Here is a 19082-nt window from a genome sequence, read left to right on the forward strand (position 1 = left end):
CGGGTGGCTGCTTCATACGACTACATCATCGTCGGCGCCGGCTCGGCCGGATGCGTGCTCGCGAACCGGCTGAGCGCCGACCCGGGCTTGCGCGTGCTGCTGGTCGAGGCCGGCGGGCACGATGACCGCCTGATCATCCGGATGCCGGCGGCCTGCGCGCTGGCGGCGCGCGATCCCCGGTTGGACTGGGGCTATGCCAGCGAACCGGAAGCCACCTGCGGGAACCGCCGCATCCTGCAGCGCCGCGGCAAGGTGCTCGGCGGCTCCTCCTCCGTCAACGGCATGGTCGCGAACCGCGGCAACCCGCGCGACTACGATGCCTGGGCGGCGGAAGGCCTGCCGACCTGGTCCTTCGCCCATTGCCTCCCCTATTTCAGGAAGATGGAAAGCTTCGCGGGCGGCGCCGACGCGTGGCGCGGCGGCGACGGTCCGCAGTCGATCGAGCGCTGCGCGGCGACCCATCCTCTCTATCAAGCCTTCCTCGAAGCGGGCGCGCAGGCGGGTTACGCGCGGACGGAGGACCAGAACGGCGCCCGGCACGAGGGCTTCCATATCGCCCAGAGCTTCACGCGCCGGGGCCGCCGCTGCAGCACGGCGACCGCCTATCTGCATCCGGCCCGCCATCGGCCCAACCTGACCGTTCTGAGCGAGACCCTCGTGCGACGGATCCTGTTCGACGGCAGGCGCGCCGTCGGCATCGAGGCGCAGACGGCCGGAACGATCGCCCGCCACGAGGCCTCGCGCGAGGTCATCCTGTCGGCGGGCGCCATCAACTCGCCGCAGCTTCTGCTTCTCTCCGGCGTCGGGAACCCGGCGCAGCTTCGATCCCACGACATTCCCGTCGTCGCCGAGGTGCCTTCCGTCGGGCAGCATCTCGAGGATCACCCGATCGTCCCGATCCAGTATGCGACGCCCGAGGGCCTGTCCCTGTCGCATCGGTTCAAGGGCGCGAGGCCTTACGCGATCGGTTTGCGCTGGCTCCTCTCCAAATCGGGGCTCGGCGCCTCGACCCTGTGCGAGGCCGGCTGCTTCTTCCGCTCGTCCGACGCGGCCGGCTATGCCGACATCCAGCACGAGTTCTATCCGCTAACGGCCATGATGGGCGAGGCCGAGGCGAACTTCGACGACGGCTTCATGTTCTCCATGGGCCTGATGCGGCCCGAATCGCGCGGTGCCGTGACCATGAAGTCCGCCGACCCCACGACGCCCCCCGCCTTCGCCTTCAACTACTTCGCCGCGGAAAGCGACCGGCGGATCATGATCGACGGCCTGCGCCGCACCCGGGAGATGGCGGCGCAACGGGCCTTCGACGGCATGCGGCAGGGCGAGATCATGCCCGGACCCGACGTCCGGTCCGACGACGAGATCATGGCCTGGATGCGCAGCGCGGTGACGACGGAATATCACCCCTGCTCGTCCTGCCGCATGGGTATCGGTGAGGACAGCGTCACCGACGGCGAGGGCCGCGTCCACCAGACCGAGGCCCTGCGCGTCGTCGATGCCTCGATCATGCCGCACAACGTGACGGCCAACCTGAACGCACCGGTGGTCATGATCGCGGAGAAGCTCGCCGACGCGATCCTCGGCAAGAGACCCTTGCCGCCGAGCCCCCTGGTGCCCCGCTAGGCCGACAAGGGCGATTCCAGCCGCGTGGCGGCCGCCGGCCGCGCGCGCGGCACGCGATCGAGCGAGGCCAGCCAGTTCTCGAACAGCGCCGCGGCCGCGAAGTGCCAGCTCTTGATCGGCGTCGCGTCGGGGTCGTTGCCGGGGAAATAGTTCACCGGAACAGACGGCGCCTCGCCCGCCGCGAGGTCGCGCCGATACTCGCGCGCCAGCGTGTCGGCGTCGTACTCGAAATGGTTGAAGACGCAGACGGCGCGATTGCCCGCATCCTCGACCAGGCAGGGGCCCGATTCCGCCGACGCCAGCACCGTCACCAGGCTCGATGTTCCGGCCGCGCCGTCGATGCAGGATTCGGTGTGGCGCGAGACGGGAACGACGAAGCGCGCGGGCAGCCCCGCCGCGAGCGGCGATTCCGGCGCCGTCACGTGATGCCCATAGAGGCCGGACAGCTTGGCCGGCAGGACGCGCTTGCCGATGCCATGGAACCGGTAGAGCGCCGCCTGCGCGCCCCAGCAGACATAGTAGCCGCTCCTCACCTGGAGCCGCGCCCAGTCGAGGATCCGGCAGAGCTCGGGCCAGTAATCGACCGCCTCGAACGGCATCTGCTCGACCGGCGCGCCGGTGACGATCAGCCCGTCGAGACCCTGCCGCGCCACGCTCTGCCAGGGCCGGTAGAAGGCGCCCAGATGGCAGGCCGCGGTGTTGCGCGGCTGGTGCGTGGCCGGGACCGTGAGCAGGAGCTCGATCTCCCGCGGTCCCGATGCCAGCAGCCGCGCGAACTGGAGCTCGGTCGCGAGCTTGTCCGGCATCAGGTTGAGAAGCCCGATCCGCAAGGTCCGGCCATCGGATCGCGGCGCCCACCGCACCTCGAACCCCTCCTCCGCGAGCACGGCCCCCGCGGGCAATCCCTCGGGAAGAACGATGGACATGCTGCTGCTCCTTTGAATGGCAGGTGACGGTCCGCACGCTTGAATCCCCTCCCCCAACTTTTGGGGGAGGGTTGGGGAGGGGGCTGCTCGGTCTTGGCCGCTTCGCATCCCAACGAGATCACAAACCGAGTCATCCCCCTCCCCGCCCTCCCCCCGCGAGGGGGAGGGGATTCATTGGCCTCGCCACATGCGGTCGTCCTGCTCAGGCGGCGGAAGCCAGGCCCGACACCGTGGCCGCCAACGCCTGGTTCAGGTCCGCCAGGATGTCGTCGATATGCTCGATCCCGACCGAGAGCCGGACATAGCCGGGCGTCACGCCGGTCGCGGCCTGCTCCGTCGGCGTGAGCTGCGAGTGCGTCGTGCTCGCCGGATGGATGGCGAGCGAGCGCGCATCGCCGATATTGGCGACGTGATAGAAGAGCTTGAGCGCGTCGATGAAGCGCCTTCCGGCTTCCTCGCCGCCCTTGAGCTCGAACCCGACGAGCCCGCCCAGGCCGCCCTTGAGATAGGTCTTGGCCCGCCGGCGCTGCTCGGCCTCGGCGTGAAGGCCCGGATGGATCACGCGGGTCACGGCCGAGTGCTTCTGCAGGAAGTGGGCGACCGCCTCCGCGTTCCTCGAATGCTCGCGCATCCGCAAGGGCAGGGTCTCGAGCCCCTGGATGAACTGGAAGGCGTTGAAGGGGCTCATCGACATGCCGAGGTCGCGCTGCAGCGTGACCCGCGCCTTGAGGATGTAGGCGATGGGCCCGAGCGGCTTCGCGGCCTGGGTCCAGATCGCGCCGTGATAGCTGGGGTCCGGCTGGTTCAGCATCGGGAAGCGGGCGGCATGCTGCTCCCAGTCGAAATTGCCGCCATCGACGATGGCGCCGCCGATCGAGGTGCCGTGGCCGCCGATATATTTGGTCGTGGAATGGACGACGATCGCGGCGCCATGCTCGATCGGCTTGCAGATCACGGGGGCCGCGGTGTTGTCCATGATCAGCGGCACGCCCAGCGAGCGGCCGATCGCCGCCACCTCGGCGACGGGGAACACGGCGAGCTTCGGATTGGGCAGGGTCTCGGCATAGTAGGCGCGCGTGCGGCCGTCGGTGGCGCGGCGGAAGGCCTCCGGATCGGCGGGATCGACGAACCGCACCGCGATGCCCATGGTCGAGAAGGTATGGGCGAAGAGATTCCAGGTGCCGCCATAGATGTCGGTCGAGCTCACGATGTTGTCGCCGGCATGGCAGATATTGAGGATCGAGATCGCCGAGGCGGCCTGGCCCGAGCTGACCGCCATGGCGGCGACGCCGCCTTCGAGCGCCGCGAGCTTCTGCTCGAGCGCGTCGCAGGTGGGATTCATCACCCGGGTATAGAGGTTGCCGAGCTCCTTGAGCGCGAACAGGTTCGCGGCATGCTCGGTGCTCTTGAACTGGTAGGAGGTCGTCTGGTGGATCGGCACGGCGACCGAGCCCGTCACGGGATCGTGGCGCGGGCCGGCATGGAGCATGAGGGTCTCGGGATGGCTGTTGGCCGTCGTCATGATGTCTCTCTTGCGGTTGATGGAAAGATCGGAGTGCGGGAGATGGGCCCGGCCGTTGCGGCGCCGGTCTGCCGGACGGGGCTGCCGGCCCGTCAATATCGGAAGTTCGCAGCGACGATGCGTTGCAGCTCCTCGGCCGTGCCGCTCTCGGCCGCGGCGATGTGATCGGCGACGAGCGGGTCGACGAGCTGGGGATGGGTCAGCGGCGCCATGTGGCCGGCGTTCGGAATCTCGGCGAGCCGCGCGCCGCGGGAGATGGAGGCCGCGAGAATGCCGGCGATGCGCCGGACGGGCTCGGGCGAGCGCTCGCCCCGGATCAGCAGCGTCGGGCAGCGGATCGCCCGGATCTGCGCGAGCCGGCAGGGCTCCCGCGCGACGGCGGCGAAGTTGGCAGCCACGCGCAGGATCTGGCCGCAGAGATGCGCCTGCTTGGCCGGATCGAGCCGCGCCCAGCTGCCCTCGCCGTTCCAGAAATCGACGAAGCCCGCCATGCCGAACTCGGGAACGCCGGCGACGATGGCGTCGCGGATCCTGTTCTCGACCGACGCGACCTGGCGCAGCAGGCGACGATCGCCCGCATCGCCATCGCGCAGCAGGTAGAAGGCGACGGGCTCGATCAGGCTGAGGCTGCGGACCAGCTCGGGCCGGTTCATGGCGATCGCGAGCGCCACGGCGCCGCCATAGGAATGGCCGACGAGATGGGCGGGCTCGCCCTGCTTCTCGATGAGCGCGATCGTCGGCGCGGCGTCGGCCAGAAGATCGCCCGAACTGCCTTGCGCCGCGGTCGAACCGTAGCCCGGCAGATCCGGTGCCAGCACGAGATGCGAAGACGCCAGCCAGGCAGTCAGGCTCTTCCACTGGCTGCCGCTGCAGCCCGTGCTGTGCAGCAGCACCGCCAGCGAGGCGGGTTCGCGCTCCCGCAGAGCCGGGCGGCAGCGTGCCGGATCAACGGACTGCATCGCGGCACCGCGAATCTTCGAGACGGCCATGGACCGCCGCCGCGATCTGGCGGCGGGTGATGCCGATATCGCGGAGCAGGTGATCGGGGCAGTCCATCAGGTGATGGGCGGCCCGGCGCTTCTCGCCGTGATGACGGAGCGCCAGGACGCAGCGGCGCAGCGCGCCGCCCCAGGATTGCAGATATGTCTGCACGACCGAACGGTCGCGCTCGAGGAAGGTCGAGGTCATGATGATCTCCAGTCGATGGATGACGGCCGGCGGCGGTCTCCTGAGACCCGCTCACTGGCCTTTCGGACGTCGCGGCAGCGATGCCGCGCGTCCGTCGCTCGGCTGGAAGATTGCGTGGCGCCGTTATCAGGACGATTTCAAAATGCGTGGAAATTGCCGTGGCGGACCATGGTAATTTCCGAAAACGGCATGTTCGATTCAGAAAATGAAGCCGCAACCGCGACGACCGCGCCGATCGTTGCGCGCTCGATGTCTTGTGTTTCGATTGTGTCAGCGCGCGAGAGGGTCGAGCGTCGCGAGTCGGGGGCGCGAGCGACCCGACTCGGAACCGCCGATGGTGGGGAGGAGCCGGGCGCGGGAAGCGCGCGTCGCTTCCTCGCCTCCCCGGCCCTTGTCCGGCGTTGCGAGAGCGGAACGAAGAAGCGGCAGAGACCGGGGGCTCAAGGACGCCGGGGCGTTTCCGGCCCGGCCCCATGCCTCAATTTGCGGCACTTGCCCAGCCATGCTGCTTTGCAGCATCAACCTCTCGGAAAAGTCATATTCCCGTGCTACTCCAGCCCTATAGTCGAGACTCGGAGAATGGTGCAATGCGATATGACGCGGCGAAATCGGCGACCGGGTCGGACCCGCTGAAAAGGGTCGAGGGATCGCGGCGGTTCCGGCTTCCGGGCTGGCGGTCCCGCTCCCTGACGGTGCTCCGGCAGCGCATCGGATGGCGGCGCGAGGCGCCGGTGCGGCCCTTGTCGCTGGCGCTCCAGGGCGGCGGTTCGTTCGGCGCCTTCACCTGGGGCGTGCTCGAGCGGCTGATCGAGGAGCCGGGCACGCGCTTCGATGCGCTGAGCGGCACCAGCGCCGGCGCTCTCAACGCGGTGGTGCTGGCCGACGGTCTCGCGACCGGCGGGCCCGAAGCCGCGCGCGAGAAGCTGCAGCGCTTCTGGAAACGGGCCAGCGACGCGGCCCTCTTCACGCCCTTCGGGCCGCTCGGCAATGCCGGCATGACCGCTTCGGCCGCGACCACGCTGGCGCTCTCGACGCAGCTGGTCTCGCCCTATCAGTTCAATCCGCTGGGCCTCAATCCCTTGCGCGCGATCCTGGCCGACCTGGTCGATTTCGAGCGGCTGCGGCAGGCCTCGCCCATGCGCCTTCTCATCGCCGCCACCAACGTGCAGACCGGACGGCTCCGCCTGTTCCGCGAGAGCGAGCTCACGCTCGAGATGGTGCTGGCCTCGGCCTGCCTGCCGCTGCTGCATCACGCGATCGAGATCGAGGGCGAGTGGTACTGGGACGGGGGCTTGAGCGCCAACCCGCCGCTGCGCCCGCTGGCGCTCGAGACGGAGGCGCGCGACCTCGTCATCGTGCAGCTCACGCCCGAGCGCGTGACGCGTCGGCCGCAATCCTCGCCCGAGATCGCGCGGCGCGTGAACCAGATCTCCTTCAACAACCCGCTGCAGACGGAGATGGAGGCGCTGGCCGACCTCGTGGCGCTCTACCGGCGCGAGCCGCTGCTGCTGTCGCGCCGCGACCGCCGGCTGCGGCATCTCAAGCTGCACCGCATCGCCGCCGAGGACGCCGTCGACGGTCTCGAGCATAGCAGCGCGCTGGCGCTCGACTGGTCGTTCCTGACCCGGCTGAAGGAAAGCGGGCGGCGGGCGGCGGAGACGTGGGTGAAAGCGACGTCCCTATCTCCTCCCCCGTCTCCGGGGGAGGATTAAGGAGGGGGCTGCTCGCTCTCAGGGACCGTGCAGCCCTCTTCCTCCTTCGCTCTTCGAGCTACGGAGGACAGGCCCTGGCCCTCTCCCAGAAGTGGGAGAGGGGACATGGAGCGTTACGCCGCCAGGTTCTCGCCCGCGAGCGCGCGCTTCAGGAGGGACTTGGTCTCGCCCAGGCCGTAGAGGGCGATGAAGCTGCCCATGCGCGGACCCTGGTCCTGGCCGAGCAGCACCTCGTAGAGGCATTTGAACCAGGCGCGCAGCTCCGGGAAGGGGTGACGCTTGCCGACCTCGTAGACCACGTTCTGCAAGGTCTCGGCATCCGCGTCGGCCGGGAGCTTATCGAGCTCGGCCAGCAGCTCCGCCAGCGCCTGGCGCTCCATCGCGTCGGGCAGGCGGTATTTCTTCGTGGGCTTCACGAAGTCGCGGTAATAGGCGATCGCATAGCCCGCGAGCTTGTCGAGGAAGGGGGCCTTCGCCGGCGTGACGCCCGGCGCGTAACGCGAGATGAAGCCCCAGAGCACCGCCTTGTCCTCGGCGTGGCAGACGCTGGCGAGGTTGAGCAGGATGTTGAAGCTGAGGCCCGGCACCGCCGCGGGCGGCTTGCCGTTGTGGATGTGCCAGACCGGGTTCTCGAGCTGCTGCGCCGGGCTCTCCGCCGGGAACTTCTCGAGGAAGGCCAGGTAATCGTCGACCGCGCGCGGGATCACGTCGAAATAGAGCCGCTTGGCCGCGCGCGGCTTCTGATACATGAAGAGCGCGAGGCTCTCGGGCGGCGCGTAGGTCAGCCACTCCTCGACCGAGAGGCCGTTGCCCTTCGATTTGGAGATCTTCTTGCCCTGCTCGTCGAGGAAGAGCTCGTAATTGAAGCCCTCGGGCGGCGGCGAACCCAGGATGCGGCAGATCTTGCCGGCGAGCTCGACCGACGGGATCAGATCCTTGCCCGACATCTCGTAATCGACCGGGATCGCGTGCCAGCGCATCGCCCAGTCGGGCTTCCATTGGAGCTTGCAGCGCCCGCCGGTAACCGGCAGCTCGATCGTCTGGCCGTCCTCGTCCTTGAAGGTGATGGTGCCGGCCTTGGCGTCGTGGGCCAGGATCGGCACCTGCAGCACGCGGCCCGAGCTCGGGCTGATCGGCAGGAAGGGGCTGTAGCTCTGCGCGCGCTCCTCGCGCAAGGAGGGCAGCATCACCTCCATGATCGCGTCGTAATGCGCCAGCACCTCGAGCAGCGCCTTGTCGAAGCGGCCGCTCTTGTACCACTCGGTCGAGCTCTGGAACTCGTACTGGAAGCCGAAGCTGTCCAGGAAGCCCCGCAGCATCGCGTTGTTGTGATGCCCGAAGCTCTCGTATTTGCCGAAGGGATCGGGGATCGCGGTCAGCGGCCGGCCCAGATGCTCGCGCAGCATCTCCTTGTTGGGCACGTTGTCCGGGACCTTGCGCAGGCCGTCCATGTCGTCGGAGAAGGCATAGAGCTTCGTCGGGATGTCCGACATGCGCTCGAAGGCGCGCCGCACCATGGTGGTGCGCACGACCTCGCCGAAGGTGCCGATATGGGGCAGCCCCGACGGCCCGTAGCCGGTCTCGAGCAGGACGAAGCCCTTGGCGGGCGCTTTGGCCTTGTAGCGCTCGACCAGCTTGCGGGCCTCCTCGAAGGGCCACGCCTTTGCCGCCAATGCCAGTTCGCGCTCGCTCGCCATGTCCGGATCCAAACCTGAGAAATAGCCAGGGAAACCCCGCCCAAAAGGCGGGGAGGGCGACACTAAGGAGAGGGCTTGCGGGCGTCAACGAGGGAAGGTGGCGCAGCGGCTATATCAATCCCCTCCCCCGCTCTGCGGGGGAGGGTGAGGGAGGGGGAGGGGGCTGCTCACGGTTGCCGCATCGCCTTGCTTTGAAAAGCTCGATTACAGGCAATCTGTGAGGAAGGAAGGGGGCAACGGCGCTTGGTTCAAACACCGAGCGGCCCCCTCCCTGCCGTCCCCCGCGAGGGGGGAGGGGATTAATAAATGAAGCCGCCGCCTCGGCCCTCTATACTGCCCACCCATCCCGGATTCCCCCACGGCATGACCGGATCGATCTCGAGCACGCTTCCGCCGCCCCATTCCGCTTTGCGCCTTCCCGATGCGCCGGCCCTGGTCGTGGGCCATGCGCAGGCCGCGATCGCGAGCCCCGAGGGCGAAGTGCGGCTGGTTGATCTGCCGAAGGCGGCGGCCTTGTTGCGCGAGCGGCCGGCGATCCTGGTCCATGCGCCCGTCACGCTGCGCCGGCTGGGGCTCGAGGCCTTGCCGGCCTTCGATCTGCTGGAGCTCTTCGCCTTCGTGCGGCCGGCGCGGTTCTGCCTGCCCACGCCGCGCGGCCTCGCCCGTGCGCTCGACCTGCCGGTGCCGGCCGATCTCGAATCCGAGGCGGGGCTGCTGTTCCGGATCGCGCTGGAACTGCTGGCCGAGCTGGAGGAGGCCTCGGGCCTGCGGCCGCCGCAGCTGCGCCGCCGCCGGTCCATCGCGGCCGCCATGGCGGCCGGCGGCTGGCGCTGGGGGCCGGCGGCGATGGAGGCGATCGAAGGCGTCTCGCCGGGGGGCGTGTCTTCGCCCGGCGATGTCGCGTCGATCCACCCGGCGAGTGCGCGCGCGCAGAGCGCGCTCGCGGTGTGGGAGGATCTGCCGGAATGGTCCGAGCATGCGCCCGAGCCGCCGCCGGGCCATCTGCCGGTCGAGCCCAACGAGGCGCGCCAGCGGCTGGCGCAGCTCCTGGGCGAGGGCGCCGAGGCGCGGCCGCAGCAGGCCGACTATGCGTCGGCCGTCACGGCCGCCTTCGCCCCGCGCGAGCGCCAGGGCGAGCCGCGCTTCGTGCTGGCGGAGGCCGGCACCGGCGTGGGCAAAACGCTGGGCTATATCGCGCCCGCGAGCCTCTGGGCCGAGAAGAACGACGGCACGGTCTGGATCAGCACCTATACCCGCAATCTGCAGCACCAGATCGACGGCGAGCTCGACCGGCTCTATCCCGACCCGGCCGAGAAGGCGCTCAAGGTGGTGGTGCGCAAGGGGCGCGAGAACTATCTCTGCCTGCTCAATCTGGAAGAAGCGGTGCGCGGCCTGCCCACCCGGCCGCAGGATATCGTGTCGCTGGGGCTGATGGCGCGCTTCGCCGAGGCCACGCGCGACGGCGACCTGGTGGGCGGCGATTTCCCGGGCTGGCTTTCCGATCTGATCGGCCGCGGGCGGTCGCTCGGCCTCGCCGACCGGCGCGGCGAATGCGTCTATTCCGCCTGCCCGCATTATCACCGCTGCTATATCGAGCGCTCGATCCGCCGCGCGCGCCGCGCCGACATCGTGATCGCCAACCATGCGCTGGTGATGATCCAGGCAGCGATCGGACCCGAGGAGCGCTCGCTCCCGCTGCGCTATGTGTTCGACGAGGGCCATCATCTGTTCGATGCTGCGGACGGCACCTTCGCCAGCCATCTGAGCGGCTTCGAGACGGCGGAGCTGCGGCGCTGGATCTTGGGCGCGGAAGGCCGCGGACGCAGCCGCGCGCGGGGGCTGAAGCGGCGCATCGAGGACCTGGTCGCGGGCGACAACGAGGCGCTGGAGGCGCTGGAGGCCGCCCTCGAGGCCGCCTCGAGCCTGCCCGGCGAAGGCTGGCACCAGCGCCTGGCCGAGAAGCCGCGGGGTGCCACCGAGGCCTTCCTCGCCAAGGTCCGCCAGCAGGTCTATGCGCGCGATCCCGACGCCACCAACCCCTACAGCCTCGAGACCGACGTGCTGCCGATGGTGGAGGGCCTGCAGGAAGCGGGCGCCACGCTGGCCCGCGCGCTGGGCACGCTCGAATTGCCGCTGAAGACGCTGATGGCGCGGCTGGCGGCGAGGCTCGACGAGGAGGCCGAGGGGCTCGACACGGCGACGCGGCTCAGGATCGAGGCCATGATCCGCGCGCTCAAGCGGCGCGGCACGATGGAGACCGCGGGCTGGCGCCAGATGCTGGAGGGGCTGGGCAGCCCCTGCCCGCCCGAGTTCGTCGAATGGTTCGGGGTCGAGCGCATCGACGGGCGCGACCTCGATGTCGGCATGTATCGCCACTGGCTCGACCCGATGGTGCCGTTCGCGCAGGCCGTGGCCGAGCCGGCGCAGGGGCTGCTCGTCACCTCGGCGACGCTGACCGACGGCAGCGGCGATATCGAGGCCGACTGGCGCGCGGCCGAGGCGCGCTCGGGCGCGGTGCATCTGCCGATGCCCGCGATCCGCGCGCGCGTGCCCTCGCCCTTCGACTATGCCAACCAGACGCGGCTCTTCGTCGTGACCGACGTGCGCAAGGACGATCTGGGGCTGGTGGCCTCGGCCTATCGCGAGCTGATCCTGGCCGCGGGCGGCGGCGCGCTCGGGCTCTTCACCGCGATCCAGCGCCTGCGCGAGGTCTATCGCCGCCTGGCGCCGGCGCTCGAGCGCCAGGGGCTGCAGCTCCTGGCGCAGCATGTCGACCCGCTCGACACGGCGACGCTGGTCGACATCTTCCGCGCCGAGGAGAACGCGTCGCTGCTGGGCACCGACGCCGTGCGCGACGGCGTCGACGTGCCCGGCCGCTCGCTGCGGCTGGTGGTGTTCGACCGCGTGCCCTGGGCCCGGCCCGACATCCTCCACCGCGCGCGACGCAAGGCGATGGGCGGGAAGGACTATGACGACCGGCTGGTGCGGCTGCGGCTCAAGCAGGCCTTCGGACGGCTCATCCGAAGGGCCGACGATCACGGGGTGTTCGTGCTGCTCGATCCGATGATGCCGTCACGGCTCAAAGGCGCGTTTCCCGAGGGCGTGGAGCTGAAGCGGGTGGGGCTGGCGGAGGCGGTGGCAGAGACACGGGGGTTTTTGAGTCTCAGATGAACCGCGTTAATTTACAGCGCACGCAACTATATGAAACTTATCCCGTATCCACCATTCAAGATCAAACTAGTTGCGTCCAGGTCAGTCAGCATACACCAACACCGCTCGCCTTCTTCAAGAAGCGAGAGGGACCGTTACGACTGTTTGAGCTATCAGTGATGTAAAGCAGATACTCTTTGGCGCGCGTAACTCCAACGTAAAATAGCCGTTTTGCTTCGTCTATTTCACCTGCACTTGTCGCACGATAATGCGGAATACGGCCTTCGTTTAGGTCCATAATTGCTACGGCGCGAAACTCTCGTCCCTTGGCGTTGTGAAGAGATGACAACTTCAGTGCCGAGCCAGGACTGGCGTAGATCCCAAGATCTTCAATCGCCAAGTTCGCAAGATCCACATCGTTGTTACGCATATCGGCTTTCATCTCTTCAACTGCCATCATGAACAAGTCGCGCTCGGCGGGCGCCAAGTAGCCTGCCTCAATTAGTATTTTAGAGAATTCGCGCGCGGCTGATTCCAGCCAAAGTACGGCCCCTTCGTGCTTCTCATAAAGGGACTGGGCGCACCCCAGCAGCCGAAAAACAACCGCTCTACCGGCGTAGGAATAAACTTCAAAATGAACGCGTCCGGTCGCGCTAAGGATGGTATGGAAAAGACTGCGCTCAATGGCGCCCAGCGATTGGGGATTAAGCTCCATCATGTATCCGCAGACCTGTTCGGCGAGTGGCGCAAAGACTCGGTTTCGACGGTATGGGCGAGCACCCGGCCCAACAATTGACACGCCATATTCTCGGAGACGTCGGCCCAGCGGGAACAGGGAATACCATGTTGGCGCGAGGATTGCCGCATCGCCAATAGGAATGCTGCGCCCTTCGAGTGCAGGAAGAAAGAAATCGATGATCACGTTAAAGGCCGACGCGCTACTTTTCCATACCGGCTGGATTGTAACATTACGTGTTGGCCCCACCGCGGTCATCGGCGGTGTACGTGGGTAGAGTAGGTTGGCGTGCGCGACGATGGGTTTGCTACAACGAAAATTGCCTGTCAGCTGTTTATCAGAACGCGCGTGAATCCGCTTAGCGAATACATCTGCTAGATCAGGCCGAGCGCCAGCGAAACCAAAGACAGATTGGTAGGGGTCGCCGACAAGCAGGAAGCGCGTCTGTCCCGCCTGCGCGACAAGAGTCAGAATCTCAACCTGGATATCTGTAGTGTCTTGAAATTCATCAACCAGAATCCAGGCGAACTTAGCGGAAATGTAACTGAGAATTTCTGTGCGTCTCTGCAGTAGCAGGTAGGAGTAATACAGTATGTTAGCGAAATCGACTAAGCCTGCCTCGCGCACCCGTTTCCAATACTCTCGTGCCATTTCGGGGGTCAACGCGCCCCGCGTGAGTGCCGGGCCCACCGCGCTACCGTCTATTCCAACCCGTAACTGCGAGAACTCGTCAAAGTCTTGAAAGTTCAAACGATCTCGCCCGAACTGAGCACATGTTGCTTTGACGAGTTCTTCAAAGTCGGCGCTATCTGGTGTTAGCACCCGAAAACCATCCTTATATCCCCGAATGAGGTGGCAGAAGGGCCGGAAGATGTGGTGCAAACAAAAAGAGTGAATAGTGCATATGTCATAGTGCGCATCGTCACCCGGCTGGATATGGTGCAGAAGTCGGGCTTCGATTTCGTGGACAGCAGCATTCGTGTAGGTAATGCATGCAACAGCGCGCGGGGTGTCGCGCACGTCCTCCACCACGCGCGACAGTTTGGAGACAATGACGCGCGTCTTGCCGCTACCCGGACACGCGGTCAGCATAAGATTCTCGTCGCAACGAGAAGCGTCTAGTTGTTCGGCGGTAAGCTTCATTCCTCAGTTAGCCAGTCAATCGCGTCAGATAAGTACTGCGGAATAGATGTTGCCTGCTCAACGTGTCGCGCCGCAAGTTGTGCAAAGCGCGCCTTCCCGAACCGCTTGGCTGTATTTAACACTGCGTCACGAAGCGGATTGAGAATCTTCAACTCATTCTTCTCGTCTTTACCTTCGGCTTCGAGTTTTCCTAAGGCATCTCGAAGACGCTTCGCAACCAGGGGAGCGCCAACATCGTCCGCAGCGCGGGCAAACATTTCGAGCGTTCCCTTAAACAACAAGGCGCGCTCGAATGTTGTCTTGCACGCAAAGACGCGCACGTAGTCATTTTGCAATACTTTCAAGTTTGGTGGTGGTGGCAGATCATCTTCTGCTTCGGCGTCACTGTGAGCATCGCTGGGCCTGAGATCCCCATCAGTGACGATCGCGCACTTTTTCGGAAGGGCACCTTTGGAGAAGAGCTTCGAATACGTGTCAAAGTGCACTCCGTAGATAGGGATGACAGAAATACCCAAGCGATCTAAGTCGACACCCTCTACCTTCTTTATGATTGCGGGAATGAGGAACAACTCAGCGGGACCTTCAACGAGCATGACCTTCCTAGCAAACAGAAGATTAGAACGTGTGGCGTCAAGGTAGCGCTCCAAATCTGCGACTTCGTTAGCCGCGAGACCGGCATCCACGACTGGCATGGATGAAGCGATGGCTGGTGAACCCACATGCGAGAGCACGACGTAGGATTTGAGCGGCGCGTTTGCCGTAATGTGTGTGCTATGCGTCGTCAGTACGGATTGGAAAGGCAGGGCGCTCAGTGCCTTGAACAGCGTGATTTGTAATTGCGGATGTAGGTGGGCTTCTGGTTCCTCGAAAAGAATAATTTGCCCCGCTGATTTCTGCTGAGCTAGTCGCTTGTGGAAGTACTCAATCAGAATGGAGACATAGAGAATATTGTTGAGTCCAAGACCATTTGACGAAGGGTCAAAATTCTGCATGGCCACGTTTGACAGGAGAATACGCAGCGCGCGGACCACCGCTTGAAACGACGGCTCTGCCAACCCCAACGCCACATCCATGCTGAACGCCGGCCCTGCTACCGTTTTGAACGATTTGTCAATAGCCTTTGCAATTTTACCTATGGTATCTGCCCCGGCAATCTCAGCATTTGCTGTACGAAGTGCTTCCAACAGCGCCTCCTGCTCGGCTGGCGCAATCTCCATTGCATCGATCAGACGGGCCAACGGCGAAGAGCGATATTGGCGTAAGTCGCTTTCGACATCACGGAGCGCTGGGAGGAATACAACTAGAAACGATTGAAGGTCCGAAAATCGAATGGACTGTCCAAAATCTTGATCCCAAGTCACGTCGGCGAGGTCATGGGAAGGATCGCCGCCTCCTGTGATCTCCCAATGATAGTCGTCGCGAGTGAGTTCGCCGGGCTCTATCTCACCGGTTTCTAAATCCTCGCGCACTTTTAGTTTCGGGCGATACCGATATGCAAGACGCGCCAACTTCGGCTTACTCTGCCAAGCACCAACGAGTGCTTCTTCGTTCGTCTTACCGGCAAAACCTGTGATCTCGAGGCCAATCAAAACCTGAGTCGGATGCGAGATGTCTACGCCCGAATGGACGTCATTGGGTGCAAGCGATCGGAACGCAGAAGACAACCCGGCATCAATACAAAGTCGTATTGCGTGCAGAAAGTTGGATTTGCCAGTGTTATTCTCGCCGACAATGCAAGTTGTCCCAGCAGCTAGCTGAACATCCAAATGCTCGAATGAGCGAAAATTCCTAATGACAACACGAGCTATCTGCACAGCAACCCCTCAATCGCCCTATCTTCCGTCGTACGTGCAGGGAAATCCCTGCAGAAAATTGAAATTGAGGAAGCACTCTCCAACGACGCAACGCACAAACGAAGAGGCACGACAAATCGAGTAGGCCCCCATAATCAGCACGAGAGGTTGTTCGAACTGTCAATTCATTTTCTTAATTTTTGAGTGTTTCGGCAATGGATCACTATGGAGGAGGCACGTTGGGCCAACGTTGCACAATTTCGTGGCATGCTTCCTCAATGTGCTGCCTCCTTCGCTTATAACTTTTGGGCGGCTCAAACATTGTAGCCGTCGGAACATCAACGGCATGGCACAGCCGAAGGTCTGGCTTGCCCATTTTCGATAGATGACATTCACAATGCCAATGGATGAGAACCGACAGGTACTCCGCTGAAGCAGCGTTAAGGGGGTGAGTTTTGGGAAAGCTGAATTTAATACCTCCGACCACTTTAGTGCCCTTCTGCGTGGTTCCCTGCAATACGACCTGAGGCAGAACACTTACATCTACACCATTGATCGGAATCGGCATGCTCTGCTGCATTGCCCCAAGTGACTTTTTAAATTTTTCGAAGCTGAGTTGGTTTGAAAGGAGCTTGAAGGACTTGAGAGCTGCGATGCATAGATCTCTGTTCTGAATCTTGAACTCAGTGTCTGGATTCTCTGCAGCGAGTCTCGCTATGTGTTCATCAATAATCTTGAGATCAGATTGCCCCTGAGCAACGAACAGCGCGACTGGGCGCTCTGCTTTCCTCCAGCGAACCATTGCGACTTCTTGAGGATACTTTTGCTCCTGAATGATTGATCGCTTGCGCGCGAACGACGCAGACATATACTCCGCAAGCTTAGTCGCAGTAATACGAGGATCGGTGCGCATGGCTACTCCCCCTAAAGTCGTAGACAGTGACAATGAACGCTACTTTAGCGGGAAAGCATCTGACGGAACACTGGTTTACGTTGGCCCCGTAACGCAAGAACAGCTGCGCGATGCTAAAGTATCCGGTAAGTCCACCGGCTATTATCTTTGCGAATTCGATGCGGAGGATCCTTCATCTAGCCTCAACATATTGGCATCGTTCGTATCGCCGGAGGCCGCTTACCGGTTTGCCGAAGTGCTGGGGTTGTTTGATATGGATCGCCCCATATCGGCCTTTGAAGAAGCATTGAACCTTAGCGACTAGCCATAGGCCCGGCCCTACATCCCTCCAACGCACCCGGCGCAAGGCGCATGGCCAGACGGGGCAAGGACTATGACGACCGACTTGTGCAGCTCTGGCTCAAACAGGCCTTCGGGCGGCTGATCAGCCGCGCCGACGATCACGGCATGTTCGTGCTGCTTAATCCGATGATGCCGTCGCGGCTCAAAGGCGCGTTCCCGGCGGGCGTCGAACTCAAGCGCATGGGACCGGCGGGGTAGAGACGAAGGCGTTTCTCGCCGGGGCGTGAACTCATCCGCACGATCCTGGAACGGCGTGCCGGATGGCTTGGGATATGAACGATCGCCCGCCGCAAGCGGCGGCATTTCCGCTACGCGGCCGATGCGTCCATCTGGATGCGATCCCGGCCCTGGGACTTGGCGGCGTAAAGCAGCCCGTCGGCACGCTTCAGGATCGCGGCCGGATCTTCCGTGCCCGGATTGCCGTCTGGGCCCGGATTGGCGCGGGTCAGGCCGATGCTCACGGTGAAGGAGATCTTCGCCCCGTCGATGTCGACTTCCGTGCCTCTGATGGCCCGAAGCAGCCGGTCGCAGGCCACCCTGGCGCCCCGGACATCCGTCTCCGGAAAGAGGGCCGCGAACTCCTCGCCGCCCAGGCGCCCCGTCCTGTCGACGGCGCGCAGCTGGCGATCGAAGTGGCGGGCCAGGACGCTCAGCACCCTGTCCCCGGCCTCGTGGCCGTAGGTGTCGTTGACGCGCTTGAAGCGATCCACATCGATCATCGCCACGGACAGCGGCCGCCCGTAGCGGCGGCTGCGGGCCCATTCGATGTCCAGGCTCTCGAGGAAGTGGCGCCGGTTCGACAGGCCGGTGAGCGCGTCCGTGTTGGCCTGGGCCTGGAGCGCTTCATAGGCCTGCGTCAGCTCGCGGGTGCTGACCATGCCGACGAGCCTGTCGCCCTCCAGGACCGGAAGATGACGGATATGGTTTGCCGTCATCAGGGACAGCATGTCGGCGACGCCCTGATGGCCCGAGCAGGTGATGACGGATCGCGTCATCACGTCGCTGACGGGCCTGTCGGCCACGCCGCCGCCGTATCTGGCGATGGCCCGGGCCAGATCGCGCTCCGAGACGATGCCGACGAGCTTGCCGCCGTCGTCGGTGACGACCAGGGCGCCCACATTGTGGGACGCCATCCTGCCGGCCGCTTCCCGAAGGGAATCCTCCGGCCGGACGCCCTTCGCGTCCGCCCCCGCCCTCCCCGCAAGCAGGTCGCGAATCAGCATGGATCAACCTCGCCGATAGGGTCGATCAGCGAATGGAGCCGTCGCGCCAGGATCGCGGGCATAGGTTAAGAACTGGATACTCGACCAACAGGGCGCCCCCTCGGGGCCGCCGCCTGACGCCGCGCGGCGCCTGCTTCACGGCACCGGGGCGCGCAGACCGGGGGAAGCCCGGCGATGCCGTCACCCGGCTGGCGGCTTGCCGGCGTAAAGCGCCCTTTGCGCGGCGAAGGCCCGCTGGTAGGCGGGCCGCGCTTCGCCGCGAGCGACATAGGCCGCCAGGTTCGGAAACTCGTCCAGAAGGCCCGACGGCTTCAGCCGGAGCAGCACCGACACCATCATCAGGTCGCCCGCGCTGAACGCGCCCTCGAGCCAGCCGGCATCGCCCAGGCGTACGGAAAGCTGCCTCAAGCGGTCGCGGACGCGACCTTCGACCAGCGGCAGGCGCTCCCGGCTCCAGGGCTTCTCGCCCTCCAGGAGCCTCGCGTTCGCGAGCTCGAGGATCGGCGGCTCCACCGTGTTGAGCGCGGCGAAGATCCAGGTGATCGCGCGCGCCCGCGCATCCCCGTCCTCCGGCAGCAGGCCCGCATGGCGTTCGGCGATGTGGAGGAGGATCGACCCCGTCTCGAACAGGGCGAGACCGCCTTCCTCATAGGTTGGAATCTGGCCGAAGGGATGAAGCGCCCGATGCGCGGGTTCCTTCAGCGCAGCGAACGAAACGAGGCGGACCTCGTAAGGCTGGCCCGCCTCTTCCAGCGCCCAGCGGACCCGCATGTCGCGCGCCAGTCCCTTGCCACCGTCGGGCGATCGCGCAAAGGCGGTGATGACGATGCTCATCCGTGAGGCTCCTCATTGCGGACCTGCCGCCGGTAAGGCAGTCCCTTGCCATGCGCCCCGATCCGGCCGCCGCCCGCGATCGCCCCGCCGCAGGAGGCTGGACCGATCCTCGCGCGTGACGCCGCCCGGACCCCGTTCGGAAGGCTCCGCCTCTCTCCAGCATCCTAGGGGTTCAACAGGCTTCCCTCCAGACGGTGAGGCGCGTGGACGTGAGGCCGCGTGACGAAGGCCTGCCGTTCGGTCATTCTCGAAGCCATAGGGGGCCGGCCAGGCCCCG

General features: G+C 65.0%; 15 protein-coding genes. 5 read left to right on the top strand and 10 right to left on the bottom strand.

The window, feature by feature from the left end; all coding sequences use genetic code 11:
• The first annotated feature begins 3 nt into the window (after positions 1-3).
• On the top strand, positions 4-1626 hold the full coding sequence (locus FRZ61_RS21370; RefSeq protein ID WP_151119636.1) for a choline dehydrogenase: 1623 nt from the start codon (positions 4-6) through the stop codon (positions 1624-1626).
• Here FRZ61_RS21370 and FRZ61_RS21375 read toward each other — a convergent pair.
• From FRZ61_RS21375 to FRZ61_RS21390, 4 genes are all read right to left on the bottom strand, one after another.
• Complete coding sequence (locus tag FRZ61_RS21375) at positions 1623-2552, bottom strand: homoserine O-succinyltransferase (protein WP_191909146.1); 930 nt, start codon at positions 2550-2552, stop codon at positions 1623-1625. The genes FRZ61_RS21370 and FRZ61_RS21375 overlap by 4 nt on opposite strands.
• 202 nt (positions 2553-2754) lie before the next feature.
• Positions 2755-4074 carry an O-acetylhomoserine aminocarboxypropyltransferase/cysteine synthase family protein gene (locus FRZ61_RS21380; protein ID WP_151119638.1) on the bottom strand — a complete coding sequence of 440 codons (1320 nt, stop codon included), beginning with the start codon at positions 4072-4074 and terminating at the stop codon, positions 2755-2757.
• Positions 4075-4166: 92 nt separating this feature from the next.
• Positions 4167-5033 (bottom strand): alpha/beta fold hydrolase, encoded by an 867-nt coding sequence (locus tag FRZ61_RS21385; protein WP_191909147.1) that lies wholly within the window; start codon positions 5031-5033, stop codon positions 4167-4169.
• Positions 5020-5262: a DUF1127 domain-containing protein gene (locus tag FRZ61_RS21390; protein ID WP_151119640.1), complete on the bottom strand. Its 243-nt coding sequence runs from the start codon at positions 5260-5262 to the stop codon at positions 5020-5022. The genes FRZ61_RS21385 and FRZ61_RS21390 overlap by 14 nt, the downstream gene beginning before the upstream one ends.
• Positions 5263-5849: 587 nt before the next feature.
• Here FRZ61_RS21390 and FRZ61_RS21395 point away from each other — a divergent pair.
• The gene (locus tag FRZ61_RS21395; protein WP_191909148.1) at positions 5850-6974 is read left to right on the top strand and encodes a patatin-like phospholipase family protein; all 1125 of its coding nucleotides are present in this window, start codon (positions 5850-5852) and stop codon (positions 6972-6974) included.
• Positions 6975-7087: 113 nt separating this feature from the next.
• Here FRZ61_RS21395 and FRZ61_RS21400 read toward each other — a convergent pair whose 3' ends face one another.
• The gene (locus FRZ61_RS21400) at positions 7088-8671 is read right to left on the bottom strand and encodes a lysine--tRNA ligase (RefSeq protein WP_151119642.1); all 1584 of its coding nucleotides are present in this window, start codon (positions 8669-8671) and stop codon (positions 7088-7090) included.
• 363 nt (positions 8672-9034) lie between these two features.
• Here FRZ61_RS21400 and FRZ61_RS21405 point away from each other — a divergent pair, with 363 nt between their 5' ends.
• Positions 9035-11842: an ATP-dependent DNA helicase gene (locus FRZ61_RS21405; RefSeq protein WP_151119643.1), complete on the top strand. Its 2808-nt coding sequence runs from the start codon at positions 9035-9037 to the stop codon at positions 11840-11842.
• 85 nt (positions 11843-11927) lie between these two features.
• Here FRZ61_RS21405 and FRZ61_RS21410 read toward each other — a convergent pair whose 3' ends face one another.
• From FRZ61_RS21410 to FRZ61_RS21420, 3 genes are all read right to left on the bottom strand, one after another.
• The gene (locus tag FRZ61_RS21410) at positions 11928-13700 is read right to left on the bottom strand and encodes a UvrD-helicase domain-containing protein (RefSeq protein WP_151119644.1); all 1773 of its coding nucleotides are present in this window, start codon (positions 13698-13700) and stop codon (positions 11928-11930) included.
• Positions 13697-15514 (bottom strand): ATP-dependent nuclease, encoded by a 1818-nt coding sequence (locus FRZ61_RS21415; RefSeq protein WP_151119645.1) that lies wholly within the window; start codon positions 15512-15514, stop codon positions 13697-13699. The genes FRZ61_RS21410 and FRZ61_RS21415 overlap by 4 nt, the downstream gene beginning before the upstream one ends.
• A gap of 202 nt (positions 15515-15716) precedes the next feature.
• Complete coding sequence (locus tag FRZ61_RS21420) at positions 15717-16406, bottom strand: hypothetical protein (protein ID WP_151119646.1); 690 nt, start codon at positions 16404-16406, stop codon at positions 15717-15719.
• Between FRZ61_RS21420 and FRZ61_RS21425 the strand changes: the two genes are divergently transcribed.
• Together FRZ61_RS21425 and FRZ61_RS21430 are read left to right on the top strand one after the other, a co-directional pair.
• Positions 16405-16710, top strand: coding sequence for a hypothetical protein (locus FRZ61_RS21425; protein ID WP_151119647.1), 306 nt, complete (start codon positions 16405-16407; stop codon positions 16708-16710). The genes FRZ61_RS21420 and FRZ61_RS21425 overlap by 2 nt on opposite strands.
• 47 nt (positions 16711-16757) lie before the next feature.
• A complete protein-coding gene (locus tag FRZ61_RS21430; RefSeq protein WP_151119648.1) occupies positions 16758-16946 on the top strand; it encodes a hypothetical protein in 189 nt (62 codons plus the stop codon).
• A gap of 110 nt (positions 16947-17056) precedes the next feature.
• Here the strand turns inward: FRZ61_RS21430 and FRZ61_RS21435 are convergent, their stop codons facing one another.
• Both FRZ61_RS21435 and FRZ61_RS21440 read right to left on the bottom strand, forming a co-directional pair.
• The gene (locus FRZ61_RS21435) at positions 17057-17881 is read right to left on the bottom strand and encodes a GGDEF domain-containing protein (protein WP_407657866.1); all 825 of its coding nucleotides are present in this window, start codon (positions 17879-17881) and stop codon (positions 17057-17059) included.
• Positions 17882-18151: 270 nt separating this feature from the next.
• Positions 18152-18805 carry a glutathione S-transferase family protein gene (locus tag FRZ61_RS21440; RefSeq protein ID WP_151119650.1) on the bottom strand — a complete coding sequence of 218 codons (654 nt, stop codon included), beginning with the start codon at positions 18803-18805 and terminating at the stop codon, positions 18152-18154.
• Positions 18806-19082: the final 277 nt, after the last annotated feature.

Source organism: Hypericibacter adhaerens, assembly GCF_008728835.1.
Lineage (GTDB): Bacteria > Pseudomonadota > Alphaproteobacteria > Dongiales > Dongiaceae > Hypericibacter > Hypericibacter adhaerens.

Excerpts from the sequence above, each read along its gene's own strand:
- FRZ61_RS21385 (WP_191909147.1), bottom strand. The coding sequence starts at position 5,033 with ATGCAGTCCGTTGATCCGGCACGCTGCCGCCCGGCTCTGCGGGAGCGC.
- FRZ61_RS21390 (WP_151119640.1), bottom strand. The coding sequence starts at position 5,262 with ATGACCTCGACCTTCCTCGAGCGCGACCGTTCGGTCGTGCAGACATAT.
- FRZ61_RS21375 (WP_191909146.1), bottom strand. The coding sequence starts at position 2,552 with ATGTCCATCGTTCTTCCCGAGGGATTGCCCGCGGGGGCCGTGCTCGCG.
- FRZ61_RS21405 (WP_151119643.1), top strand. The coding sequence starts at position 9,035 with ATGACCGGATCGATCTCGAGCACGCTTCCGCCGCCCCATTCCGCTTTG.
- FRZ61_RS21440 (WP_151119650.1), bottom strand. The coding sequence starts at position 18,805 with ATGAGCATCGTCATCACCGCCTTTGCGCGATCGCCCGACGGTGGCAAG.
- FRZ61_RS21400 (WP_151119642.1), bottom strand. The coding sequence starts at position 8,671 with ATGGCGAGCGAGCGCGAACTGGCATTGGCGGCAAAGGCGTGGCCCTTC.
- FRZ61_RS21395 (WP_191909148.1), top strand. The coding sequence starts at position 5,850 with ATGCGATATGACGCGGCGAAATCGGCGACCGGGTCGGACCCGCTGAAA.
- FRZ61_RS21430 (WP_151119648.1), top strand. The coding sequence starts at position 16,758 with ATGGCCAGACGGGGCAAGGACTATGACGACCGACTTGTGCAGCTCTGG.
- FRZ61_RS21435 (WP_407657866.1), bottom strand. The coding sequence starts at position 17,881 with ATGGCGTCCCACAATGTGGGCGCCCTGGTCGTCACCGACGACGGCGGC.
- FRZ61_RS21380 (WP_151119638.1), bottom strand. The coding sequence starts at position 4,074 with ATGACGACGGCCAACAGCCATCCCGAGACCCTCATGCTCCATGCCGGC.
- FRZ61_RS21420 (WP_151119646.1), bottom strand. The coding sequence starts at position 16,406 with ATGCGCACCGATCCTCGTATTACTGCGACTAAGCTTGCGGAGTATATG.
- FRZ61_RS21410 (WP_151119644.1), bottom strand. The coding sequence starts at position 13,700 with ATGAAGCTTACCGCCGAACAACTAGACGCTTCTCGTTGCGACGAGAAT.
- FRZ61_RS21425 (WP_151119647.1), top strand. The coding sequence starts at position 16,405 with ATGGCTACTCCCCCTAAAGTCGTAGACAGTGACAATGAACGCTACTTT.